At 72.7% G+C, this 22,833-nt stretch carries 21 protein-coding genes; 7 read left to right on the top strand and 14 right to left on the bottom strand.

Annotation, left to right across the window (positions count from 1 at the left end; translation table 11 throughout):
- Positions 1-100 precede the first annotated feature (100 nt).
- Positions 101-397 carry a hypothetical protein gene (locus tag ACZ6KO_RS12805; RefSeq protein ID WP_469303605.1) on the top strand — a complete coding sequence of 99 codons (297 nt, stop codon included), beginning with the start codon at positions 101-103 and terminating at the stop codon, positions 395-397.
- Between the two features lie 81 nt (positions 398-478).
- On the opposite strand, the gene ACZ6KO_RS12810 is transcribed toward ACZ6KO_RS12805, so the two are convergent.
- Together ACZ6KO_RS12810 and ACZ6KO_RS12815 are read right to left on the bottom strand one after the other, a co-directional pair.
- Complete coding sequence (locus ACZ6KO_RS12810) at positions 479-1,228, bottom strand: RDD family protein (RefSeq protein WP_469303607.1); 750 nt, start codon at positions 1,226-1,228, stop codon at positions 479-481.
- A 68-nt stretch (positions 1,229-1,296) separates the two neighbouring features.
- A complete protein-coding gene (locus ACZ6KO_RS12815; protein WP_469303610.1) occupies positions 1,297-2,745 on the bottom strand; it encodes an RDD family protein in 1,449 nt (482 codons plus the stop codon).
- A 273-nt stretch (positions 2,746-3,018) separates the two neighbouring features.
- Here ACZ6KO_RS12815 and ACZ6KO_RS12820 point away from each other — a divergent pair, with 273 nt between their 5' ends.
- Positions 3,019-3,501: an SsgA family sporulation/cell division regulator gene (locus ACZ6KO_RS12820; RefSeq protein WP_469303614.1), complete on the top strand. Its 483-nt coding sequence runs from the start codon at positions 3,019-3,021 to the stop codon at positions 3,499-3,501.
- Positions 3,502-3,538: 37 nt separating this feature from the next.
- Here the strand turns inward: ACZ6KO_RS12820 and ACZ6KO_RS12825 are convergent, their stop codons facing one another.
- Complete coding sequence (locus ACZ6KO_RS12825) at positions 3,539-4,927, bottom strand: FAD-binding oxidoreductase (RefSeq protein WP_469303617.1); 1,389 nt, start codon at positions 4,925-4,927, stop codon at positions 3,539-3,541.
- Between the two features lie 96 nt (positions 4,928-5,023).
- Here ACZ6KO_RS12825 and ACZ6KO_RS12830 point away from each other — a divergent pair, with 96 nt between their 5' ends.
- Positions 5,024-6,484: a tetratricopeptide repeat protein gene (locus ACZ6KO_RS12830; protein WP_469303619.1), complete on the top strand. Its 1,461-nt coding sequence runs from the start codon at positions 5,024-5,026 to the stop codon at positions 6,482-6,484.
- Positions 6,485-6,947: 463 nt separating this feature from the next.
- On the opposite strand, the gene hppD is transcribed toward ACZ6KO_RS12830, so the two are convergent.
- On the bottom strand, positions 6,948-8,093 hold the full coding sequence (gene hppD, locus ACZ6KO_RS12835; protein WP_469303623.1) for a 4-hydroxyphenylpyruvate dioxygenase: 1,146 nt from the start codon (positions 8,091-8,093) through the stop codon (positions 6,948-6,950).
- Positions 8,094-8,215: 122 nt separating this feature from the next.
- On the opposite strand from hppD, the gene ACZ6KO_RS12840 reads away from it, so the two are divergent.
- The 3 genes from ACZ6KO_RS12840 (at position 8,216) to ACZ6KO_RS12850 (ending at position 10,741) form a co-directional block, all read left to right on the top strand.
- Positions 8,216-8,686, top strand: coding sequence for an Lrp/AsnC family transcriptional regulator (locus ACZ6KO_RS12840; RefSeq protein ID WP_469303917.1), 471 nt, complete (start codon positions 8,216-8,218; stop codon positions 8,684-8,686).
- A gap of 66 nt (positions 8,687-8,752) precedes the next feature.
- The gene (locus tag ACZ6KO_RS12845) at positions 8,753-9,346 is read left to right on the top strand and encodes an ArsR/SmtB family transcription factor (RefSeq protein ID WP_469303625.1); all 594 of its coding nucleotides are present in this window, start codon (positions 8,753-8,755) and stop codon (positions 9,344-9,346) included.
- A 48-nt stretch (positions 9,347-9,394) separates the two neighbouring features.
- Complete coding sequence (locus tag ACZ6KO_RS12850; RefSeq protein ID WP_469303628.1) at positions 9,395-10,741, top strand: MFS transporter; 1,347 nt, start codon at positions 9,395-9,397, stop codon at positions 10,739-10,741.
- Here the strand turns inward: ACZ6KO_RS12850 and ACZ6KO_RS12855 are convergent.
- Positions 10,671-11,468 (bottom strand): YlbL family protein, encoded by a 798-nt coding sequence (locus tag ACZ6KO_RS12855; protein WP_469303631.1) that lies wholly within the window; start codon positions 11,466-11,468, stop codon positions 10,671-10,673. The genes ACZ6KO_RS12850 and ACZ6KO_RS12855 overlap by 71 nt on opposite strands.
- 261 nt (positions 11,469-11,729) lie before the next feature.
- Positions 11,730-12,371 carry an IclR family transcriptional regulator gene (locus ACZ6KO_RS12860; protein WP_190182650.1) on the bottom strand — a complete coding sequence of 214 codons (642 nt, stop codon included), beginning with the start codon at positions 12,369-12,371 and terminating at the stop codon, positions 11,730-11,732.
- Positions 12,372-12,838: 467 nt separating this feature from the next.
- Here ACZ6KO_RS12860 and ACZ6KO_RS12865 point away from each other — a divergent pair, with 467 nt between their 5' ends.
- Positions 12,839-13,906: a hypothetical protein gene (locus ACZ6KO_RS12865; protein WP_469303633.1), complete on the top strand. Its 1,068-nt coding sequence runs from the start codon at positions 12,839-12,841 to the stop codon at positions 13,904-13,906.
- 107 nt (positions 13,907-14,013) lie between these two features.
- Here the strand turns inward: ACZ6KO_RS12865 and ACZ6KO_RS12870 are convergent, their stop codons facing one another.
- From ACZ6KO_RS12870 to mycP, 8 genes are all read right to left on the bottom strand, one after another.
- Positions 14,014-15,798, bottom strand: coding sequence for a DEAD/DEAH box helicase (locus ACZ6KO_RS12870; RefSeq protein ID WP_469303635.1), 1,785 nt, complete (start codon positions 15,796-15,798; stop codon positions 14,014-14,016).
- A gap of 139 nt (positions 15,799-15,937) precedes the next feature.
- Positions 15,938-16,345, bottom strand: a complete 408-nt coding sequence (locus tag ACZ6KO_RS12875; RefSeq protein ID WP_469303637.1) for a type II toxin-antitoxin system death-on-curing family toxin — start codon at positions 16,343-16,345, stop codon at positions 15,938-15,940.
- Positions 16,342-16,542, bottom strand: coding sequence for a hypothetical protein (locus tag ACZ6KO_RS12880; RefSeq protein WP_469303640.1), 201 nt, complete (start codon positions 16,540-16,542; stop codon positions 16,342-16,344). The genes ACZ6KO_RS12875 and ACZ6KO_RS12880 overlap by 4 nt, the downstream gene beginning before the upstream one ends.
- Before the next feature lie 32 nt (positions 16,543-16,574).
- Positions 16,575-18,053: an MFS transporter gene (locus ACZ6KO_RS12885; protein ID WP_469303642.1), complete on the bottom strand. Its 1,479-nt coding sequence runs from the start codon at positions 18,051-18,053 to the stop codon at positions 16,575-16,577.
- Between the two features lie 202 nt (positions 18,054-18,255).
- Positions 18,256-18,804 carry a hypothetical protein gene (locus ACZ6KO_RS12890; RefSeq protein WP_469303645.1) on the bottom strand — a complete coding sequence of 183 codons (549 nt, stop codon included), beginning with the start codon at positions 18,802-18,804 and terminating at the stop codon, positions 18,256-18,258.
- Positions 18,804-21,113, bottom strand: a complete 2,310-nt coding sequence (locus ACZ6KO_RS12895) for a DUF6571 family protein (RefSeq protein ID WP_469303648.1) — start codon at positions 21,111-21,113, stop codon at positions 18,804-18,806. The genes ACZ6KO_RS12890 and ACZ6KO_RS12895 overlap by 1 nt, the downstream gene beginning before the upstream one ends.
- Before the next feature lie 19 nt (positions 21,114-21,132).
- Positions 21,133-21,561, bottom strand: a complete 429-nt coding sequence (locus ACZ6KO_RS12900; protein ID WP_401450658.1) for a hypothetical protein — start codon at positions 21,559-21,561, stop codon at positions 21,133-21,135.
- Between the two features lie 80 nt (positions 21,562-21,641).
- Complete coding sequence (gene mycP / locus ACZ6KO_RS12905; protein WP_469303651.1) at positions 21,642-22,814, bottom strand: type VII secretion-associated serine protease mycosin; 1,173 nt, start codon at positions 22,812-22,814, stop codon at positions 21,642-21,644.
- Positions 22,815-22,833: the final 19 nt, after the last annotated feature.

Raw genomic sequence — 22,833 nt, forward strand, 5'->3', positions numbered from 1 at the left:
TACTGGCGGTTCCACCCGGGAATCCCCCGTCGTAGAGTCTCTTGACAGCGCGACCGAGTTGAGCCGACTCCCCTCCCCGCCTCCGAGGACGGAAATCGCCATGCCGCGACCGACTGCCGCACAGCTCGCCTACGGGACCGCCACCGTCGTCGTGTCGACCATCGCCATGCTGCTGCTCTCGCAGACGCGTACGGGGCTCGGCGTCGCGGTCATCGCCGCGGCCGCCCTCGCCCTCGGCCTGCTCGTGGCGCTCACTGTACCCATGCCGAAGCGACGCGGCTCCGCGCGGGCCGCGGCAGCCGCTTCCGCCGCCGCCCCGCAGGCGGCACCCGCACCTGCGGCCGCCCGGGTGCCGGAGCCCCGGGCGGCCGCAGCCGAACATCCCGTCCACCACTGAGTACTGACAGCGGGTCGTACCCGCGTGGCGCGCCTCAGGCCGTCGCGCCCCAAGTCGTCGCACCCCAGGCCGTCGCGCGCCTCAGGTCGTGGTGACCACCACCGTCTTGGCGACCTTGTCGTGCAGCGCCTGCCGGTAGGGCTTGTCGACCAGCATCGAAATGATCAGCGCGATCGGCCACAGGCAGAAGCAGCAGAGCAGGGTCGGCAGCCACAGTACGGCGGCGCGGGCGAGTGCGGCTCCGGAGGGCGGGACACTGCCGTCGTTGAGCATCGCCACGCGCAGGCCCAGCGCCTTCTTGCCGAGGGTCTGGCCGCTCTTCTGGGTGAAGAACCAGTCGTAGCCGACGTACGCGATGACCCCGATCAGGGTCCAGATCAGCCCGGTGCCGCTGTACGACTTGCTGATGATCTCGGTGACGTCCTCGCCCTGGTCGGTCTCGACCATGTACCGCCGGTTGTCGAACGGCAGCTGGATGAGGAAGAGCGGGATCGCCACGATCAGCACGTCCAGCACGCGGGCGGCCAGCCGCTTGCCGAAGTCCGCGAGCGGGGGCATGCCCGCGAGCGGGTCCGGCATGCCGTACCCGCCGGGGCCACCGGGACCACCGCCTCCGTACGGGCCACCGGGCGGCGGAGGCGGGGGCGGCGGCGGGTACCCCCCGCCCTCGCCGGTGCCGCCTCCGTACGGGCCGCCGGGCGGCGGAGTGCCTTCCGGGGGCGGCGGTGAGCCGTACGGCGAACCGCCCGACGGAGGCGTCGGTTCCTGGGGCTTCTTGAGGAACGGGTCGTCCTCGGGTCGCTCGCCCGGCGGCGGCTGATCGGTACTCATGGCCCGAGTCGAACCCGGGGGTCCGCACCCCGCAACGGGAGGGCCGCCGTCCGGGCGACCCGTTGCGCTCAGCGGGCGACGAAGGTGCCCGCCGCCTTGTCGTGCCAGGCCTGCCGCCAGGGCCGGTCGACCAGCGCCCACAGGGCTCCGGGCAGGCCGAGCAGCGCGTACACCAGCCAGCGCCGCAGCGCCGCCCCGAAGGTGGGCGGCCGCCGGGTCGCGGCGCCCAGGACCCGGATCCCGCACAGCTTCTTGCCGGGCGTACGGCCCCACTTGGCCGTCGGTACGGCTTCGTAGAACACCCCGAAGAGCAGCAGCGCGCCCAGGACGATCCCGAGGTAGCCGGCGGTGGTGGCGTCGAGCAGCCAGACGGTGACCGGCTGCCCGCTCCCCCGGGCGGCGGCCGCGTCGACCTTGGCCTGGAGGTGGGCGGTCACATCAGGGACGAAGGGCAGGGCGACCGCCGTGCCGACGGCGGCGAGGACGAGGCCGTCGACGGTACGGGCGAGCAGCCGGCGCCCGAACCCGGCGGGCCGGGGGTCGGGCTTCGCCATCCGCTCGAAGACCTCGCGGGTGGCGGCGGCGCCGCGGACGGGGCCGTCGTCGGCGGCGCCGCCGGTCCGCCCGTCCGGTTCCCGGCCGGGGGCACGCTCGGGCTCGGACGCGGTCCTGGGCGCGGGCGCGGTTCTGGCCGCGGTCTCCGGCGCCGTGCTCGGCGTCGGCGCGGGGGCCGGGGCCGGGGCCGGGTCGGGAGCCGGCACCGGGCGCGGGGCGTGCCCCTCGGCGTACCGCGCGGCGGCCGGGCGCAGGGACTCCGGTGCGGGCTCGCGTACGGGTTCCCGCACGGGTTCACGTACGGGTTCCCGCACGGATTCACGGACGGGTTCCCGTACGGGCTCGTACGCGGGTTCCCGTACGGGCGGGGCGGGTGCCGGTGCTGCGTCGGCGGCCGGGCGGACGGGCTCCGGGTCGGGGCGGGGTGCGGGCTCGGGCGCCGGTACCGGGCGCAGCGGCCGGGGGGACGGCGGGGGCGGCACGGCCTCCTCCTCGGCGCGCCTGGCCTCGGGCCAGGCCGGGGCCGGCGGGGCGGCCTGGGCGGCGACGGCGGCGCTGCGGCGCAGCGAGACGCCCGCCGGGGCCGGGGCCGCCGCGGCGGCCCGGGCCGGGGCCGGGGCCGGCACGTCGGGGCCGCCCCAGGAGACCCTGCGGTCGTGGGGGCCGCCGAAGCCGGCCTGGTGGAGGGGATCGGCCTGCCACGGGGAGGGGGCCGGTGCCGGGATCGGGGACGCGACCGGGATCGGGGACGGGACCGGGGACGGCCGGGGAACGGCCAGGACCTCCGACAGCGAGGTGTCGTCGAGGAAGACCGGTCCGGTCTCGTCGGCCGGGGCGGCCGGGCGGCTCGTGCCGGGCACCCAGGCCCCGCCGTTCCAGTACCGGACGTACCCGGGGATGGACGGATCGGGGTAGTAGCCCTCGCGGGCCGCGTGCTCGCCGTCACCAGGGGAGGCCGTCAATGTCCCCAACTCCGATCGTGGCTTGAGGCTTGTGCAGGGCAGGACCATAGCCAAGAACCCCGCCCCGGCAGGCCGGGTAACGGGAGAATCCAAGCCTTCGGGGGAACGGGAGCCCGAAGGCCTTTTTCAGTCAGCCGACAGAATCCGGCCAGTTTTCGGAAAACCTCGCGAAGTCGCGTCACAACCGGGCGTCTCGGCGCTCTCACGGGTGTGGGGCCCGGACCGGGCCGCGCGCACCGCACCGAGCCGAACTGAACCGAAGCGAGGCACCCCATGCACCACACCCCCGTCATCGAGCGCGAGCTGGAGCTCAAGCTGGTCCTGTCCCCCGAGCGCAGCGTCGCCGTCCCCGCCCGGCTGAGCTACCGCGCCGACGACCCGTACGCCGTGCACATCACCTTCCACACCGGGTCCAGCACCCCCGTCAACTGGACCTTCGCCCGTGAGCTGCTGGTCGAGGGGGTGTTCCGGCCGTGCGGGCACGGGGACGTGCGGATCTGGCCCACCAAGGTCGACCACAAGGCGGTGCTGTGCATGGCGCTCAGCTCCCCCGACGGCGACGCCCTGCTGGAGGCCCCGGCCGCCTCGGTGTCGGCGTGGCTGGAGCGGACCCTGCGCGTGGTGCCGCCGGGGGACGAGCCCGCGCTGCTGGGCCTGGACGCCGCCCTGGCGGAGCTGCTGACCCCGACCCCGGCGGACGAGCTGTGGCTGCGCGACCCGTGGCCCTCCGACGAGTCCGGGGAGGGCGACGCATGAGCACCGTCACGTCGACGCGGGAGCAGGGGCGCCGCCGTCAGAACAGCTTGCCGGGGTTGAGCAGTCCCAGCGGGTCGAAGGCCTCCTTGACCTTGCGCTGGAGCTCCAGTCCGACCGGGCCCAGCTCACGGGCCAGCCACTCCTTCTTCAGTACGCCGACCCCGTGCTCGCCGGTGATGGTGCCGCCCAGCTCCAGGCCGAGCGCCATGATCGCGTCGAAGGAGGCGCGGGCCCGGGCCGCCTCGTCGGCGTCGGCCGGGTCGAAGCAGACCACCGGGTGGGTGTTGCCGTCGCCGGCGTGGGCGCAGACGCCGATGGTGAGGTCGTACCGGTCGGCGATGGCGTTCGTGCCGTCGAGCATCTCGGCGAGCCGGGAGCGCGGCACGCACACGTCGTCGATCATGGTGGCCGGGCGCAGCGCCTCCAGGGCGGTCAGGGACATCCGGCGGGCCTGGAGCAGCAGCTCGGATTCGGCCTCGTCCTCGGCGGGGACGACGGCGGTGGCCCCGGCCACCGCGCACAGCGCGCCCACGGCGGCGAGGTCGTCGGGCGCGTGCGGGGTGTCGAAGGCGGCGAGCAGCAGCGCCTCGGTGGTCTCGGGCAACCCGATCCGGCCCAGCGCGTTGACGGCGCGGACGGTCGTGCGGTCCATCAGCTCCAGCAGGGAGGGGGTGAACCCGGCCTCCATGACCGCGCAGACGGCGGCGCAGGCCGCCGCGGCCGAGGGGAACTCGGCGGCGAGCGCGAGCTGCCGGGGCGGGGCCGGGCGCAGGGCGAGCACGGCCTGGACGACGATGCCGAGGCTGCCCTCGGAGCCGACGAAGAGCCGGGTGAGGTCGTATCCGGCGACCCCCTTGGCGGTGCGGCGGCCGGTGCGCAGCAGCCGCCCGTCGGCGAGGACCACGTCGAGGCCGAGGACGTACTCGGCGGTGACGCCGTATTTGACACAGCACAGACCGCCCGAGGCGGTGCCGATATTGCCGCCGATGGTGCACTGCTCCCAGCTGGAGGGATCGGGCGGGTAGTACAGGCCCTGGGCGGCGACGGCCCGGGACAGGACGGCATTGACGACGCCCGGTTCGACCACGGCGGTCCGGTCGACGGTGTTGATCTCCAGGATGCGGTCCATCGCGAGCAGGGAGAGCACGATGCAGCCGTCGGAGGCGTTGGCGGCGCCGGACAGCCCGGTACGGGCGCCCTGGGGGACGACCGGGACGCCCAGGGCGGTGGCGGTGCGCATGACGTGCTGGACCTGCTCGACCGTACGGGGCATGACGACGGCGGCCGGGGTGCCGGCGGCGCAGAAGCTGGCCATGTCGGTGGCATAGGAGGCGGTCACCTGCGGATCGGTGTGCAGGGCCTCGTCGGGCAGACCCGTCCGGAGGGCGGTGTGGAGCCTGGCGTGGAGATCGTCCTTGGGATCCATGAGGTCAGCGTGGCACTCGGGGCCATCGGTGTGAACCGTGCCGCGACCCTCTTCGGACACCGCCGCACGCTCTTCATATTGACGCACAGTAAGCGCATGGACATGGACGAGGATTCGCACCCGGCACCGCCCGTGACCTTCACCGGCCGCAAGACGCTCGTGGCGGCCGCGGTCGCCGTGGTCCTGATCGCCGGCGCGCTGCTGATCCGGCCGGCCCGGCAGGACGACGACGCGCGCCCGCCCGGGCCGAGCCAGCGGGCCGCGGCGGCGGTGGGAATGGGCTCGCCGGTGGCCGCGATGGACCTGACGGCACTGGTCACCGACCGCGAGGCGTGGCTGAAGAAGCACGCCGACGACGACGCGTCGTGGGCGGTGCTGGGGTCGGCGTACCTGGAGCAGGCCCGGCGGACGGCGGACTCGGCCTGGTACCCGAAGGCGGAGCGGGCGCTGAAGAAGTCGCTGGAGCTGCGGCCGGCGGAGAAGGACAACGTCGACGCGATGACGGGCATGGGCACGCTGGCCAACGCCCGGCGGGACTACGGGACCGCCAAGAAGTGGGGCGAGCTGGTCCGGGCGCAGGCGCCGAAGCACTGGACGGCGTACCCGGTGCTGGTGGACGCGTACAGCGGGCTCGGCGACTACAAGGCCGCCGACCGGGCGCTGGAGCGGCTGCTCGAACTGCGGCCGGGGCTGACGGCGTACGCGCGGGCCTCGGCCGTCTACCGTGACCACGGCTGGCGCGAGGACGCGGTGCTGTCGATGGAGCACGGCGCGGGCGCGGCGAAGACGCCGGCGGAGAAGGGGTACGCGCTGTACCGGCTGGGCGAACTGGCGTGGGAGCGCGGGGAGCCGTCGGAGGCGCTGCGCCAGTTCGAGGGCGCGCTGCGCGCCGACCCTGGCTCGGGCGCGGCGCTGGGCGGCCGGGCGCGGGTGCTGGCGGCGCTGGGGCGGGACGGGGAGGCCGTACGGGACTACCGGATGGCGCTGGGGCGGGTGGCGGTGCCGGCGCTGGCGCTGGAACTGGGCGAACTGCTGGAGGCGCGCGGGCGGACGGACGAGGCGAAGGATCCGTACGCGAAGCTCGGCGGGCTGGTGGTGCGGGGGACCGCGCACGGGGTGAACGAGTCGGTGGTGCTCGGCCTGTACGAGGCGGACCACGGGGACGCGACGGCGGCGGTGACGCGGCTGACGGCGGAGTGGGCGCGGCACAAGAGCGTGCAGGTGGCGGACGCGCTGGGATGGGCGCTGCACCGGGCAGGGGACGACGAGGAGGCGCTGGAGTACGCGAAGAAGGCGACCGATCTGGGGCTGCGGAGCGCGGAGTTCTCCTACCACCGGGCGCAGATCGAGCGGTCGCTGGGCGACGCGGGGGCTGCGCGGCGGCACTTCGAGGAGGCGCTGCGGACGAACCCGCGGTTCTCGCCGCTGCGTGCCCCGTTGGCGAAGCAGGCCCTGGCCGCCCTGGGCAACCCGCCCCCGGGCGGCCCGGAGAACGTCCGCCCGCGGGGCCGGTGGGTCCAACCGGAGGTGACGGTGGTCCCCAAGTCCGCGCCGTAGCCCGCCCGGGGCCCAGCTGGGCGGCGTGCCGGTGGTGCCCGGCGGGCGCGGGCCACGCCAAACGTACGGGGACTCCGCCCCCACTCCCCCGCGCCTCAAACGCCGGCGGGGCTGGATTGGGTGCCCGACGGCGCCGGAAGGGCACCCGGCGGCGCCGGTCTCGGGGGCTCCGCCCCCGGGCCCCCGCGCCTCAAACGCCGACGGGGCTGCAGTGGTGCCCGGTGGAACTGGGTGGGTGCTGGGCGCGGCTGGTTGCCGCGCAGCGGCAAATCCAGCCCGCGCGGCGTTTGAGCGCACGGGCGCGCAGCGCACGTGTCCGGCTCCGGGCTGAGCCTCCGCCCACCCGCCCAGCCCCGCCGGCGCTTGAGGCGCGCGCCCCGGGGAGGCGGGTGGGTCCGGGGCGTAGCGCCCGGGCGGGCCCCCGTGGGGCCGGGGGTGGGTCAGCCTGGCCCGGAACCCGGAATTACAGGTTGCCGCGCTTGTCCTGTTCGCGCTCGATCGCCTCGAACAGCGCCTTGAAGTTGCCCTTGCCGAAGCCCATCGACCCGTGCCGCTCGATGATCTCGAAGAAGACCGTCGGCCGGTCCTGCACCGGCTTGGTGAAGATCTGCAGCAGGTAGCCGTCCTCGTCACGGTCCGCCAGGATCTTCAGCTCGCGCAGCTCGTCGATCGGGACGCGGGTGTCGCCGACCCACTCACCCAGGGTGTCGTAGTAGGTGTCCGGAACCGAGAGGAACTGGACGCCCGCCGCCCGCATGGACCGCACCGTCGCGACGATGTCGTTCGAGGCGAGCGCGATGTGCTGGACGCCCGGGCCGCCGTAGAACTCCAGGTACTCGTCGATCTGCGACTTCTTCTTCGCGATCGCCGGCTCGTTGATCGGGAACTTGACCTTCTTCGTCCCGTCCGCGACCACCTTCGACATCAGCGCCGAGTACTCGGTCGCGATGTCGTCGCCCACGAACTCCTTCATGTTCGTGAAGCCCATGACCTTGTTGTAGAAGCCGACCCACTCGTCCATCCGGCCGAGCTCGACGTTGCCGACGCAGTGGTCGATCGCCTGGAAGGTCCGCTTGGCGGGCGGGGCCACCATCGGCTCGACGGCCACGAAGCCGGGCAGGTACGGGCCGGTGTACGCCGACCGCTCCACCAGGGTGTGGCGGGTCTGGCCGTACGTCGCGATCGCCGCGAGGACGACCGTGCCGTGCTCGTCGCTCACCTCGTGCGGCTCCTCCAGACCCCGCGCCCCCTGCTCGACCGCGTAGGCGTACGCCGCCCGCACGTCCGGCACCTCGATGGCCAGGTCGATGACGCCGTCGCCGTGCTCCGTGACGTGCTCCGCCAGGAAGCGGCCGTGGTCGGTCGTCGCCTTGATGACCGAGGTCATCACGAAGCGCGCCGAGCCGTTGGTGAGGACGTAGCTCGCCGTCTCGCGGCTGCCGGTCTCTGGTCCGGAGTAGGCGACGAGCTTCATGCCGAAGGCGGTCGAGTAGTAGTGGGCGGCCTGCTTGGCGTTGCCCACGGCGAACACGACCGCGTCCATGCCCTTCACCGGGAAGGGGTCGGCCTCACGCGCGGTGTCGGGGGTGTGATGCAGGGTCTCAGTCATGAGCGCAGAGTCCCGCCGAACCACAAGCTGCGCAATAGTTTCCATTTTGCCTGGACAAGATGTACAGCACAGCCCCAGCATGGCTGGAGTATCTGTGCAGTATGACCAGCGGAAGGCGCCTCATGGGCATCGACAATCTCGATGGCAGGCTCATCGTTCTCCTGGCCCGTGAGCCCCGGATCGGCGTCCTGGAGGCCTCCCGCCGGCTCGGGGTCGCGCGCGGCACGGTCCAGGCCCGGCTGGACCGGCTCCAGTCGAGCGGGGTCATCCGCGGCTTCGGCCCGCAGGTGGACCCGACGGCGCTGGGCTACCCGGTGACCGCCTTCGCCACGCTGGAGATCAAGCAGGGGCAGGGGGCGGACGTACGGGCGCACCTGACCGGGGTCCCGGAGGTGCTGGAGCTGCACACCACGACGGGGCACGGGGACATGCTGTGCCGGCTGGTCGCCCGCTCGAACGCCGACCTGCAGCGCGTGATCGACCGGGTCGTCGGGTTCGAGGGCATCGTGCGGGCGTCGACCGCGATCGTGATGGAGAACCCCGTACCCCTGCGGATCATCCCGCTGGTCGAGCAGGCGGCCGAGGACGACTGAGCCGGCCGGGCACCCCGTGCAGAAAAGGCGTTGCATAGGAATCTTTGCAACTCTACTGTCGCGTCCGTGCCCGACAAAGAGCTCAACATCCGTACGCTCGACGCCCGTTCACTGCGCGGCCTCGCGCACCCGCTGCGCATCCGGCTGCTGGGCGCGCTGCGGCACGACGGACCGGCGACCGCCTCCCGCCTCGCCGAGCGGCTCGGCGAGTCCAGCGGCGCCACCAGCTACCACCTGCGCCAGCTCGCCGCGCACGGCTTCGTCGAGGACGCCCCCGAGCACGGCAAGGGGCGCGAGCGCTGGTGGCGGGCCGCCCACGACGGCACGCTCTTCGACGAGAACCTGATCCACGACCCCGACCCGGCCGTACGCGGCGCCGCCGACGTCTTCCTCCAGCAGATCGCCTCGATCCACGCCCAGGAGCTGAACCGCTGGCTGGGCGGCGCACAGCACTGGCCGCTCGCGTGGCGGCGGGGCTCGGACCTCAGCGACTTCACGCTGCGGCTCGGCCCCGAGCAGGCGCTGGACCTCATCCACCAGCTGCACGCCGTGATCGACAGCTTCCGCGACCGGGCCCCCGGCGGGGACGCCGACGGGGACGCCCCGGGCGCCGAGTCGGTGCGGGTGCACGTCCACGTCTTCCCGCGCGCCGACGTGTAGCGGCCCTCCCCGCCCTCGCCACCCCTCCGCCTCCCGAAGGAGTTCTGCATGCACGCCATCAGCACCACCGGGACGGCCGGTCCCGGCCCGGTGCGCCGCCGTGGCCCACTGGCCGCCGTACTGGCCGCCAACACCGTGTCCATCGCGGGGAGTTCCCTCACCCTCATCGGCGTCCCCTGGTTCGTCCTCCAGACCACCGGCAGCGCCGGCCGGGCGGGAGTCGTCGCCTTCTGCGCCACGCTTCCCGTCGTCGTCGCGGCCCTGATCGGCGGGCCCGTGATCGACCGGCTCGGCCGCCGCCGGGTCTCGGTGGTCTCCGACGCCGTCTGCGGTGTCGCGGTGGGTGCGATCCCGCTGCTGCACTACGCCGGGCTGCTGCAGTTCTGGATGCTCTGCGCGCTCATGGCGGTCGGCGGGCTGGTCCACACGCCGGGCCTGACCGCCCGATACGTCCTCTTCCCCCACCTCGCCGAGGAGGCGGGCACGACCCTCGGGCGGGCCGCCGGCCTCTACGACGCCGTCTCGCGCGGTGCCCGCATGATCGGGGCGGCCGTGGCCGGCCTGCTCATCGCCGTGCTCGGCGCCGAGACGGTGCTGCTGCTGGACGCGGCGACCTTCGCCGTCTCGGCGGCGCTCGTCGCCTTCGGGGTGCGCGGCGTGGCGGCGGCCGAGCCGCAGAAGGCGGCCGGGAAGATCACTCTCGCCGGGTACCGGGCCGAACTGGGCGAGGGCTGGGCGTTCCTGGCCCGCAGCCGGCTGCTGCTGGGCATCACCTTCATGGTCATGATGACCAACGGCATGGACCAGGGCTGGAGTTCGGTGCTGCTCCCGGTGCACGGCCGGGACGAGCTGGGCGGGGCCGCCGCCGTGGGGCTGCTGATCTCACTGTTCGGCGGGTTCGCGCTGCTGGGCGCCCTGCTGTACGGGGCGTACGGCGAACGCCTGCCGCGCCGGACGGTGTTCGCGGTGGCCTTCCTCATCTCGGGTGCCCCGCGCTACCTGACGGCCGCGCTGACCGACACCACGCTGCCGCTCGCGGTGACGATGGCCCTGGCGGGGCTGACGGCGGGCATTCTCAACCCGGTCCTGACGACGGTCATGTACGAGCGGATCCCCGACGCGCTGCGCAGCCGGGTCGCCGGGGTGACCACGGCCGGGTGCGAGCTGACGATGCCGCTGGGCGGGCTCGCGGCGGGCCTGCTGGTGGAGGGCTTCGGGCTGACGCCGGCGCTGCTGCTGTTCGGCGGTCTCTACCTGCTGACCACGCTCTCGCCGCTGGTCTTCCCGGCCTGGCGGGAGATGGACCGGCGGCCGGCCGCCGCCGTCAGCAGGACGGAACCTCTCCCCCACGGTTCAGCGCACGCAGAGAGTTCACCGCGTCCGACAGCGAAGTGACGGGGATCAGCTGCAGGCCCTTCGGCAGGTCGGCGCGGGCGTCGGAGCACTCCGCCGCCGGTACGAGGAACACCGTCGCGCCGTCCCGGTGGGCGGCCTGGGTCTTCAGCGCCACGCCGCCCACCGCGCCGACCTCGCCGTCGGCGCCGATGGTGCCCGTACCGGCGATGCTGCGCCCGCCGGTGAGGTCTCCGCCGCTGCCGTCGCCGTCGAGCTTGTCGACGATGCCGAGGGAGAACAGCAGACCGGCGCTGGGGCCGCCGACGCCGGCGAGGTTGAGGTCGACCTTCACGTCGTCCGGGTTCTTGTGGAGGAAGCCGAGGGCCGCCTTGGTGGCGGTCGTCTGCGAGGAGGTCATTTCCTCCAGGTTGTGCTTCTCGATCTCCTCGTCGCTTCCGCCCGTCGGGTAGACGGCCTCCTTGGGCATGACGGCCCGGTCGGTGCGGAACCACATCCGGGCCAGCTCGACGAGGTTGGTGTTCTCGGAGGGGCCGGTGGCACTGATCGTGGTCATGCGCAGCTGGCCGGAGGTCTCGCGGGTCGGCGCGCCGCTGACGCTGATGACGGGCTTGCCGTCCTCGGAGCCGAGCACGTTGGCCGTCGGCCCGGGCAGTGCGATGGCGAAGGGCAGCGGCGCGAAGACCGCTACGGCGAGCAGGGCGGCCAGGGGCGCCGCGCAGACGGCCAGGGCGGCGGGACGCGGCAGACGTGAGAGGCGAGTGAGCACCCGGCCAATCTAACCGCCCACCGCGACCGGGCCGGGAGCGGCGGGGCGCGGGCCGGCGTCCGCCGCGGGGGTTCCCGCCGGCCCGGCGTCCGCCCCCGGGGGCCCGCCGACCCGGCGCCGGCCCCAGGGCCGCGGCGTGCGCCGGCGCCCCCGGGACCAGCCGGTCGTCGGAGCCGGGGGCCGGGCCCTGGGGCCCGTACCGCCCGGCGCGTAGCCGCGGTCGGCTACCCCTCACCCATGACTGCAAACGTCGATTTTCGGTCAGCGGAGGGCGTCGGCCACCTCGCGGGCCGCGTCGACCACGCGGGGGCCGACCCGTTCGGGCACGGCGTCGGCGAGCATGACCACGCCGACGCTGCCCTCCAGGCCCGTGATGCCCACCAGGGGCGCGGCGGCACCGCTGGCGCCCGCCTCCAGCTCGCCGTGGGTCAGCGTGTAGCCCGGCTCGGTCAGCGAGCCCTGACGGGCGGCCAGGATGGCCCGGCCGGCGGCCCCGCGGTCCAGCGGGTGCCGGAACCCGGCCCGGTAGGCCACGTGGTAGTCGGTCCAGGTCGGCTCGACGACGGCCACGGCCAGCGCCTCCGTACCGTCGACGAGGGTCAGGTGCGCGGTGGCCCCGATGTCCTCGGCGAGCGAGCGGAGCGCGGGCAGCGCGGCCTCCCGTACGAGCGGATGGACCTGGCGGCCCAGCCGCAGCACGCCGAGGCCGACCCGGGCGCGGCCGCCGAGGTCACGGCGGACCAGGGCGTGCTGTTCCAGCGTGGCCAGCAGCCGGTAGACGACCGTGCGGTTGACGCCGAGTCGGTTGGACAACTCGGTGACCGTCAGCCCATGGTCGGTGTCGGCAAGCAGTTTGAGGACTCTGAGCCCTCGGTCGAGAGTCTGGGAGGTCTCCGCGGTCACGACGCCTCTCCCTCTGTGGTGAGCGGCGGGTGACTCTCACGGGCGGAGCGTGCCGGTCCGTTTCGGCGACGCACGGAGAGGCCGCCGGTAAGGCCATGGCACCGGCTGCGCTCCCGCGGCGGCGCTGCCACGGGGCGTTCGATGCGGGGACAGTAGCGAGCGGGTCCGCTGAGCGGAAGGGCTCGTCCAGAATCCGGGCGCCGTCAACCGTTATGCACGGGTACGCGACCGCGTTCACGGCCGTTCATGGCGACTTCGGGTCCGTGCCGGGCGGTACCAACGCACCGCCCGCGCCCCTCGCCACCTTCGTCCGTTTCTCCCGGAATGGCTGGTGGTATTGCATTCAACTTGTGATCCGCCGTGGCTGAAAACCGCTTTACCTGCCGATTACCCTGATCGTGTTCAAAAAAGTGAGTGGGTGGTCCGGAGCAGCGTGCCCGGAGCCCCTGTAGGGGGAGTAGCAGCAGATGAAGCTCAAGCGCGTGGCCCTCGCGGCCGCTGCCGCCGTCGCCGGTCCGACGGTCCTGATGGCCTCGCCGGCCATGGCCCAGGAGAACCCGGCCGTCATCGTCCCGGACGCCGCGCCGAAGGGCGACGGCTCGCCCGCCGCGGCCCCGGAGACCAAGACCGAGACCCCGGCGCAGACCCCGGCGGCCGAGAGCCCGGCCAAGGACGGCGCCGCCGTCACCCCGCCGGTGCCGGCGCAGCCCGCCGTGCAGCCCCCGGTGGTCCCGGCCCCGCCCGTCGCGGAGAAGCCGCAGACGCCGGCGCCCGCGGCCAAGGCCGACGAGGAACTCGACCTCGACCTCGACGAGGAGTTCGTCGCCAACGGCCCGAAGGTGACGCTGAGCGGCGTGCCGTCCAGCTTCACCGCGGGCGGCGACTGGAAGACGTTCACCCTGCACGTGGACAACTCCGCCGGTGGCGACCTGGAGGACTACGCCCTGGGTCTGAACCTCATCGCCACGGACACCCTGAAGATGAAGGCCGACCAGATCCACCTGGAGGCCTACCTCGAGGGCGACGGCGGGTCCTTCGACTGGTACCCGGTCGAGGCCTACGGCTCCGAGGAGGCCTACGGCCTCTTCATCGGCACCGGCCCCATCGCCAAGAAGGACAGCGTCGACATCAAGCTGCGCCTGAAGTTCTCCAAGGGCACCCCGGCCACCGGCATCGGCCTGCACACGGTCGGCTTCAGCATGACCGAGGGCGAGGAGATCTGGTCCGACAGCGTCATGTACCGCTCGAAGATCGTCACCGGCGGTGGCAGCACGGGCGGCAACACCGGCAACACCGGTAACACGGGCAACACCGGCGGCGGCAACACCACCAAGCCCAACGGTGGCACCACCACCACGCCGATCGTCGCCCCCGGCACCGGCACCACCGGCACCACCGCGACCGGCGGCGGCCAGCTCGCCGAGACCGGCTCCGACGCCGCCACCAGCTGGGCCCTCGGCGCCTCGGGCGTGGCCCTGGCCATGGGCGCCGCGCTCGTCGCCGGCACCGGCCGCCGTCGCCGTCCCACCGCGTGACGTGTGAGGTGTGAGCGCGTAGCGCCGTAGCCTCCCGGCTCCGGCGCACACGCCGACGGGGTCCGTGCGAACCTCCGCACGGACCCCGTCGTACATTCCGTAGCGGGCTACCGCATCCGCGTCGCCCACTCCTGGACCTTCTTGATCCGCTCCCGCAGCTGCCCCGCCGTCGCCTCCGCGCTCGGCGGCCCGCCGCACACCCGGCGCAGCTCGGTGTGGATCACCCCGTGCGGCTTGCCGCTCTGGTGGACGTACGCGCCGACCATCGTGTTCAGCGACTTCCGCAGCTCCAGCAGCTCCTTGTGCAAGACCACCGGCCGCCGCTCCGCCGGCAGCTCCAGCAGGTCCGCCGCCGCGTCCGGCTTGCGGCGGCTGTGCGCGATCTGCCGCGACTGCCGCTTCTGCAGCAGCAGCTGCACCTGGTCCGGCTCCAGCAGACCGGGGATCCCGAGGTAGTCCTGCTCCTCCTCGCTGCCCGGGTGCGCCTGCATGCCGAACTCGGCGCCGTCGTAGAGGACCCGGTCGAAGACGGCGTCGGACTCCAGCGCCTCGAAGGACATCTGCTCGTCCTCGCCGGTGTCCTCGTCCTCCTGCCGGTTCGCCTCCTCCATCTCCTTCTCGGACTCGGCGTACGGGTCCTCCTCGCCCTGCTTCTTCGGCCGGTCGAGGACGTGGTCGCGCTCGACCTCCATCTCGTTGGCGAAGCCGAGCAGGTAGGGGATCGTCGGAAGGAACACGGACGCGGTCTCGCCGCGCCTGCGCGAACGCACGAAACGCCCGACCGCCTGCGCGAAGAACAGCGGCGTCGAGATGGTCGTGGCGTAGACGCCGACCGCCAGGCGCGGCACGTCGACGCCCTCGGACACCATCCGGACCGCGACCATCCAGCGTTCGTCGTTCCCGCTGAAGGTGTCGATGTTCTTCGAGGCGCCGGTGTCGTCGGAGAGGACGAGGGTGGCCTTGGTGCCGGTGATCTCCCGGATCAGCTTGGCGTAGGCGCGCGCCGAGTCCTGGTCGGAGGCGATGACGAGGCCGCCCGCGTCCGGGATGCCCTTCCTGACCTCGGTCAGCCGCTGGTCGGCGGCGCGCAGCACGTTCGGCATCCAGTCGCCGCGCGGGTCCAGCGCCGTGCGCCAGGCCTGCGAGATGGCGTCCTTGGTCATGGGCTCGCCGAGCCGGGCGGCGATCTCGTCGCCGGCCTTCGTGCGCCAGCGCATGTTGCCGCTGTAGGACAGGAAGATCACCGGCCGGACGACGCCGTCGCCGAGCGCGTTGCCGTACCCGTAGGTGTAGTCGGCGGAGGACCGCCGGATCCCGTCGTTGCCCTCCTCGTAGGTGACGAAGGGGATGGGGTTGGTGTCCGACCGGAAGGGGGTTCCGGTCAGGGCCAGCCGGCGCGTCGCCGGGTCGAAGGCCTCCAGGCACGCCTCGCCCCAGGACTTCGAGTCACCGGCGTGGTGGATCTCGTCGAGGATGACGAGGGTCTTGCGCTGTTCGCAGCGGTTGCGGTGCAGCATCGGCCGTACGCCCACACCGGCGTAAGTGACGGCGACGCCGTGGTACTCCTTGCTCAGCGGCCCGGCCGAGTACTCGGGATCGAGCCGGATGCCTATCCGGGCCGCGGCCTCGGCCCACTGCTTCTTCAGGTGCTCGGTGGGGGCGACGACCGTCACCTGCTGCACCACGTGGTGGTGCAGCAGCCAGGAGGCGAGGGTCAGCGCGAAGGTGGTCTTTCCGGCGCCTGGCGTGGCGACCGCGAGGAAGTCCCGCGGCTGGGTCTGGACGTACTTGTCCAGCGCTCCCTGCTGCCAGGCACGCAGCTTGCTGGCCGTGCCCCACGGGGCACGGCCGGGGAAGGCGGGTGAGAGGTGGTGGGAGGCGGTAGTAGTCACGGTCTCCGGTTCGGGCTCTCGGCGTATCTGGTACGCGCAGGCTGTTGCGGTCGTACGTAGGACAACCGGGCCACCCTACCGGTGCGGGCCCGCCCCGGCGGGCGGGACAGGCCCGTGACCTCGGGGGGTGCGGCGAGGGTCACACGGCGGCGTGCAGGGCGCGCAGCCGGGCGGCGATCCGCGGCAGATCGGCCTCGGCACCGGAGGCCACGTCGATGACCAGGTCGTACGCCACGTCCTGGTCGGCGTCGGCCAGATCGGCCCCGTTGACGGCGAGGAAGGTGACGGCCGCGAGCCAGGCGGTGCGCTTGTTGCCGTCCACCAGCGGGTGGTTGGTGGCGAGGGCGTGCAGCAGCGCGGCCGCCTGCTCGTACAGGTCCTCGTACGCGGACGTACCGAACATGCGCGCCCGGGGCCGGTGGACGGCCGACTCCAGCAGCCCCGGGGCGCGCAGCTCGACCGCCTGGTCCTGGGCGAGGCAGGCGTACGCGGCGAGGTCGGTGACCTCGGCGAGCGTCAGGTGGCGCACCTGCTCGGGGGCGCTCATGCGCCGAGCCGCTTCAGCAGGGCGGCGTGCCGCAGGGCCAGCCGCTGGGCGTGCCGCCCCACGCTCTGCCGGTCGGCGGTCAGCCGTCCGCGTACGGCGTCCAGCGCCAGCTCCTCGGGCGTGCGCCCGGTGGCGTCGGCGAGGTCGTCGAGCGCGGCGCGCTCGGCCGGGGACAGGGTCAGGATGAGCTCGTTCACGCGGCGACGGTACCGCCCGGCGCCGGGGCCGCTCAGCCGGTTTTCCCGGGCGCGGCCGGCTTCGCGTGGAGCCGGGTGGCGACCCACGCGCCGGCCAGGGCGACCGCCGCCATCGGCAGGAACACGGCGACGAACGCACCCGGGTGGGAGGCGGTCGCGGCGCCCTCGGTCAGCGTGTGCGCCACCCCCACCGCGCCGCCGCCGAGCGCGGCGAACGCCGCCCCGCCGCCGGCCAGCAGCACGACGTTGGCGAGGGCGTCGGAGATCTGCAGGGCGGCGGAGTTCGTGCCCGCCTCCTCCGGCGGCGACAGCTTCAGCAGCAGCACGCTCGTCGAGCCGATCACCAGGCCCATGCCGAAGCAGCCCACGGCCCAGACCGCGGCCGTGGTCCACACCGGTACGGCGTCGATGAGCACGGCGGGCGCGCCCACGACGGCGGCGGCCACCATGATCATGCCGAGCACCATCAGCCGCTCACGGTAGGGCTGCACGCGCCCCTTGGACTGCACCCAGGAGCCCAGCGCCCACGTCACCCCGCCCAGCGCCAGCGAGAACCCGGCCAGGGTCGGGCTCAGCCCGCGCTGGGTGACCAGCATCAGCGGGACGAAGCTCTCGGCCGCGATGAACGAACCGGCCGCGACCCCGCGCAGCAGCACCACCGAGGGCAGCCCGCGCCGCGCCCGGTAGGTGCCGCGCGGCAGCAGTCCCCGCACCGCCGGCACCAGCAGCGCGACGCCCACGGCACCGGGCAGGAGCGAGAGCCACCGCAGGTCCTGGGCGGCGTACTGGAGCAGGGCCGCGCCCAGCGCGATGCCCAGCGCCAGCCGGATCCGCCGCCGGTCGAACGGCACGGGCGGGGCGCCGGGGTCCACGGGGCCGGACGCGGTCCGCCGGATCGCGGGGAGCGCGACGGCCAGCGGTACGACGACCAGGACCGGGATGGCGAGGAAGACCCAGCGCCAGCCGAGGTGCTCGGTGACGGTTCCGGAGGCGAGCGGTCCGACGATGGACGGCACCAGCCAGCCCGCGGCGAACGCCGCCATGATCGAGGGGCGCAGCCGTTCGTCGTAGGCGCGGCTGACGACGACGTACAGGGCGACGATCACGAGGCCGCCGCCGAAGCCCTGGACGGCCCGGCCGATCAGGAACACCCACATGGCGCCGGCCGTCCCGGCCAGCACCAGGCCGGCCGCGAAGGAGGCGATGCCGACGGTCAGGGGGCGCAGCGGGCCGCTGCGGTCGGACCACTGGCCGGAGAGGACCATGGCGAAGAGGCTGGTGGTGAAGTAGGAGGAGAACGCGAACGCGTACAGCCCGACCCCGTCCAGCTCGTGCGCGGCGACCGGCATGGCGGTGCCGACGGCGATGGCCTCGAAGGCGATGAGGAAGACGACGGAGATGATCCCGATGCTGAGCGTCCGGTGCGCGGGCCCCAGGATCCCGCCCCGCGGCGGTGCCGGCGGGGCGGGATCGGATATGTGCGGGGCTGCGGGGTCCAGGGAGGCGCTCATCGCCCCAGCGTAAGGTCCGTGACAGGTTCTGGCCCCTGTCCAGCGGACGGATTTCCCCTAGGTCGCGGGACGTAGGACCCCGACCCGGACACCTCCCCGACAGCGCTCCCCGCCCGCGGGGAGTCACACCGACCCGATTCCGGTCACGTCCTCCGGCATGGGCCACCCGGGTGGCGCACGGGGTGGTCTTCGGGTCTCTGCGTCACGGTGCGCAGTTCAGCTGCTTGCTGGTGAAGGCCTGGAGGTCCTTCATCAGCTGGGTGTTCAGCGCCTTGGCCTTCGTGCTGTCGATGGACGCCGGGCCGTCACCGATCCTGAGCTCCAGTTCGAAGGACTCCGCCGGGGTCCGGCAGGTGTAGAGCAGCGTGGCGCCACCGTCCCACACCAGACCCTTGCGCCCCAGGTCGAGCTTGTCCGGGTGCAGCGCGTCGAAGGCCTGCCAGAACGCGTCGCTCCCCATCGGCTTGCGCCACACGGACGCCGTCATCACCGTTGCCGCGTCCAGCTGCACCCGGCACGTGACCGTCTTGAGATCGGCCGGCAGCGAGAACGCGTCCCTGGTGTCCTCCGTGACCGTCTTCCCGCTGCCGAGCAGGGGTGCCACCGTCTTCCCGTCGAAGGCTCCCCAGCACAGACGGTCCGGGACCTCGGGCTCGGCAGCCTTCTTCTCCTCGGGCTCCGAACAGCCGGCCAGCAATATCCCGGCAGCCAGTACGACGGCAACTCTGCGAGCCGGTTTCGCCGTGCGCATCAGGACGGCGCCTTCGAGCTGTCCACCAGGCCACGGCCGACCGAGTGCGCGACCGACGACTCCTTGGACGCCACGCCGGCCAGGGTGTCGATGTCCTTCTGGGACAGGCCCGATCCCGCGGCCGCGTGCCGTACCGCCCGCTCGGCCGCGGTGCTGTTGCTGATGTCCGCTTGCGAGTACATCTCCCCCACGGCCTTCTCGGTCTTGCCCGTCTCCTCCTTGCCCTTGTCCTTGGCGTCCTCGACGAACAGCTCGGTGACGTCCTCCTGAACCCATTCCACGACGTCACCGGCGATCGGCACCAGTTCGAGGTACTTGCCGCCGGCGGCCGTGATGCCGCGGTTGATCCACTTCGCGCCGTCCTCGACGCCCTTCACGTACTCCTCGTTCTTGTGGGCGGTTTCGCCGTGCATGCCCTGGGCACGGGCCTCCGTCAGGAAGCCGGCGATCTGGCCGCCCGGCGTCACGGCGACCTCCACCGCCTCGCCGAGGAGGCTGTGCTCACTGCGGTGCTGGATGACGTCATTGACCAGGACCGCCGTGAACGCCTGGTTGGCGTTGGTGATCGCGCCGTAGGCTCCCGGGTCCTGGCCGACCGCGCCGAGGAAGCGGGCCACGGTGGCCTCGTCGAACTTGGCCATCTCCCCGGTGACCTTGATCTGCCCGCCACCGTTCTCGGCGGACGCCTGGAAGTCTGCGATGTACTCCGCCGTCATGTTGCCGAAGTGGCCCGACAGCGCCCCGAGCTTCGGCTTCTTGTCCTCGTCCGGGTCCGCCGCCACCAGGCCCGGCTCGTCGCCCACCTTCTGGACGACCCGTTCCATGACGTCCGTCATCTCCTTGGTGTGCGGCACCGGCTTGGCGTCCTCTTCGCCCGGGATGGCACGGCCGGTGACCGCTGCCTCCAGCGCGTTGCCCACGGCCTGCTGGGCCGGGAGCGCCCCGCCGCCGGGGTGTCCGACCGCCAGGTCGAAGCTGCCGGCCCACGACTCCTTGTCCAGCATGTAGTCGACCATGCCCTGCATCTTGCCGTGCTGGCCCTCGACCACCTTGTCGGCCGTCGTGACGATCCCGTCGCGGTTGCTGTCCTGCCGCACCGGCTCGTTGAAGAACGCCGTCGCCGCCTCCGGGTTCTGGGACATCGCGTCCATCAGCCCGGTCAGCGGGTAGTACCCCCGGCTGCCGTCCTTGTCCTGGCTGAGCACCGTCTTGGGGTCGATCGGCGCGTTGTGCTCCCAGATCTTCGGGTTCTGGCGGTCCATCGCCACCATGTCCCGCCCGACCGACGTCAGGAAGTCCTTGTCGTACTTCCCCTCGTGCAGCAGCGCGCCCAGCGCCTGGTAGCCGTACACCGGCGACACCCGGCCCACGTCCATCGGCTTGCGGCCGGCCTTCATCAGCTCGGTCGTCCAGGCCGCGTCCAGGTGGTTCGGCACGTTCTTCTGCGTCGCCAGGCCCAGCATCGCGCCCATGTCGCTCTGGATGTTGCCGACCATCGCCAGCCGGTCCTTGCCCGGCTCACCCAGCGAGGAGGCGTCGATCGACATCCGGGCGTACGCCTCCAGCGTGCCCTCGGGGCCCATGGTGCGGTAGAAGGCGGTGGAGAACTCCGGGTCCGTGCGGTTGTCGTCGAGCAGGTCCTCCAGCTCGCGCAGCTTCTCCACGTTGCGCGCCGTACCGCCCGGGTCCTTGCTGATGGTCTTCATCAGCTGCGCCGCCCGGTCGGCCTGCTCCCCGTCCAGGGAGGTGTACTTCGGCGCGGTGAAGTTGTGGTCGTCGGTGACGTTGGCGCGCAGCGCGCGGGCCAGCGAGTCGTCGGCGTCCTGGCAGTCCTCGACCAGCCGGTCGATCTTCGCCTGCCACGCCTTGCGGTTCTCCTCCTGCTTGCGCAGGACCTCCGGGTAGTCCGGGTCGTGCCGGGCGGCGTACGCGGTCTTGGGGTCCATCGGGATCGCCGAGACCTTGCCGGCCTCGTCCACGCGGAACCCGGCCGCCGGAGCCTCCTCGTCGACGACCTTCTTCAGCTGGTCCCGGGCGAACTTGATCGTCGTGTGCCCGTCCGACAGCAGCTGGTGGATGCCCTTGGCCTCCTTGGCGGCGTCCTCGAACTCCTTCGCCGTCTTGTGCACGAACGGCTTGGTCACGTCGGCGTTCACGCCGGACCAGTCCGCCTTGTCGGCGCGCGCCTTCATCCCCGTACGGGCCGACTCGGCCAGTTCGTCGAGCTTCTTGACCATCGCGCCCCAGTCCGTGACCGCGGTGTTCAGCTGGTCCAGGGGCGCCTTCATCACGTTCTCGAACGTCAGCATGCGCTCGGGCCTTCCTCGGCTACTTGAGGTACTCGTTGATCTTCGAGGCGTTGAGCGTGGTGACGAGGTCGCGCTCTTCGTGTTCGTGATGGGTGACGGTGTAGTCGCAGTGGTTGGAGATGTTCGCGCAGGCGGCGACGAGCACCTTCAGCTGGGAGCTCCAGCGGTCGTGGACCATGAGGAGGGCGGAGCCGCTGGTGAAGTTCTGCCGCGTGAGCGCGTTCGCGCCCTCGAAGGTGGCGACGCGGGCGTGGTCGCCGTCGGTCTGGAGGCGGTTGTGCAGCTTGAACGCCTCGCTGCCGATGGCCCCGATGTGGTCGTCCTCGATCTTCAGGTCGGCCTTGCCGCCGCTGCCGCCGCCGGGTTCGGGGGCGACCTGGTTGAGCCGCATCGCCACGCCGGTGTGGGCGCCGGAGCGCGCCGAGGACCACTCTTGCTCGAAGGACATGCGATGTTCCCCGTTCTCGGTGTGTGCGTCCAGCGGCCGGCGACCGGCGGGGCGGCCCGCTCGGTTCGGCGCCGCCTTGTCTACCGGTTCCGCTGCCTGACGACAACCGCCGTGACCGCGCCGCCGATCAGCACGCATACCGCGATCCCGAGCCCGATCCAGGTCCAGGGCAGCCCGCCGGTGTCCTGCTGCGCCTTGGGCGCGGCGGTGTCGCCGGTCGTGGCAGCCGGCGAACCGGCGGGCCCGGACGGCGACTTCGACCCGGCTGCCGCGGCGGCGAGGTCGGGCATCGGGAACTCGTTGGCGGGGCCGGGGTCGCCGGGGGTGGTGAGGGCGACGCGGGGCCGGACGATGCCGTAGCCGATGGAATCGTTACGCTGCGCGCCGTCGCGGGGCTTGCCGGAGGTGTTGAGGAGGACGCGCAGGACCTGGTTGTTGGTCCAGTCGGGGTGAGCGGACCAGATCAGCGCGGCGGAGGCGGAGGCGAGGGCAGTCGCGTCACTGGTTCCGTGGCCCTTGCAGACCCCGGTCTCCCCCGTGCAGGGGGAGACGATGTCCACACCAGGGGCCGAAAGGTCCACCTGGGGACCGTGCTGCGACTCCTTGGTGGCGTTGGCCTGCCGATCGATACCTGCCACGCCAACCACCCCGGCAGTCGCTGCCGGGTAAAGCACGGCATTCTCTCCCACACCGGTGTTACCCACACCTGCAAAGATCAGCTTCCCCTTCGAGAGGGCATACTTCACCGCCTCCGGAAGCTGAGGGTCCTCCCCCTTGCGTGCCATGGAGATGTTGATGATCTTCGCCTCGGAATCGGCCGCGAACCGAATCGCTTCGACCCACGACGGCGTTTTGCCCACAGAATTCTCATGCGGCACCCGAATCGGAAGGATCTTGACCCCAGGGGCGAGGCCGAACGCCCCACCACCAGCGGCCCCCTTGCCTGTTCCGGCGATCGCCCCGGCCATAGCCGTGCCGTGGTTCTCGTAGTCGGTACGCTCATTGCCCTTGTAACCGACAGCCAGGTCCTTGCCGGGCAGGACCTGGCCCTCGAGTTCCGACACAGCTCCGACGCCGGTGTCAATTACCGCGACAACGACGCCCTTTCCTGTGCTCGACTTCCACATTTCGTCGGCCTGCATCGAGTCGAGATGCCATTGCATGGACCGGATGGTCTCCGCGTGGGCCGGAGTCGCGGCGACTCCGGCCAGCAGGAGGCCGATCAGGGCAGACGTGGTCTTACGCATGCGCATCTCGTGCAGGATCCGTTCG

This window comes from Streptomyces sp. NPDC042102 (assembly GCF_055582305.1).

Bases quoted from the DNA above. Each gene is read 5' to 3' on its own strand.
- ACZ6KO_RS12810 (WP_469303607.1), bottom strand. From the start codon at position 1,228: ATGAGTACCGATCAGCCGCCGCCGGGCGAGCGACCCGAGGACGACCCG.
- ACZ6KO_RS12895 (WP_469303648.1), bottom strand. From the start codon at position 21,113: ATGCTGACGTTCGAGAACGTGATGAAGGCGCCCCTGGACCAGCTGAAC.
- mycP (WP_469303651.1), bottom strand. From the start codon at position 22,814: ATGCGCATGCGTAAGACCACGTCTGCCCTGATCGGCCTCCTGCTGGCC.
- ACZ6KO_RS12875 (WP_469303637.1), bottom strand. From the start codon at position 16,345: ATGAGCGCCCCCGAGCAGGTGCGCCACCTGACGCTCGCCGAGGTCACC.
- ACZ6KO_RS12805 (WP_469303605.1), top strand. From the start codon at position 101: ATGCCGCGACCGACTGCCGCACAGCTCGCCTACGGGACCGCCACCGTC.
- ACZ6KO_RS12830 (WP_469303619.1), top strand. From the start codon at position 5,024: ATGGACATGGACGAGGATTCGCACCCGGCACCGCCCGTGACCTTCACC.
- hppD (WP_469303623.1), bottom strand. From the start codon at position 8,093: ATGACTGAGACCCTGCATCACACCCCCGACACCGCGCGTGAGGCCGAC.
- ACZ6KO_RS12850 (WP_469303628.1), top strand. From the start codon at position 9,395: ATGCACGCCATCAGCACCACCGGGACGGCCGGTCCCGGCCCGGTGCGC.
- ACZ6KO_RS12900 (WP_401450658.1), bottom strand. From the start codon at position 21,561: ATGTCCTTCGAGCAAGAGTGGTCCTCGGCGCGCTCCGGCGCCCACACC.
- ACZ6KO_RS12840 (WP_469303917.1), top strand. From the start codon at position 8,216: ATGGGCATCGACAATCTCGATGGCAGGCTCATCGTTCTCCTGGCCCGT.
- ACZ6KO_RS12865 (WP_469303633.1), top strand. From the start codon at position 12,839: ATGAAGCTCAAGCGCGTGGCCCTCGCGGCCGCTGCCGCCGTCGCCGGT.
- ACZ6KO_RS12825 (WP_469303617.1), bottom strand. From the start codon at position 4,927: ATGGATCCCAAGGACGATCTCCACGCCAGGCTCCACACCGCCCTCCGG.
- ACZ6KO_RS12890 (WP_469303645.1), bottom strand. From the start codon at position 18,804: ATGCGCACGGCGAAACCGGCTCGCAGAGTTGCCGTCGTACTGGCTGCC.
- ACZ6KO_RS12820 (WP_469303614.1), top strand. From the start codon at position 3,019: ATGCACCACACCCCCGTCATCGAGCGCGAGCTGGAGCTCAAGCTGGTC.
- ACZ6KO_RS12885 (WP_469303642.1), bottom strand. From the start codon at position 18,053: ATGAGCGCCTCCCTGGACCCCGCAGCCCCGCACATATCCGATCCCGCC.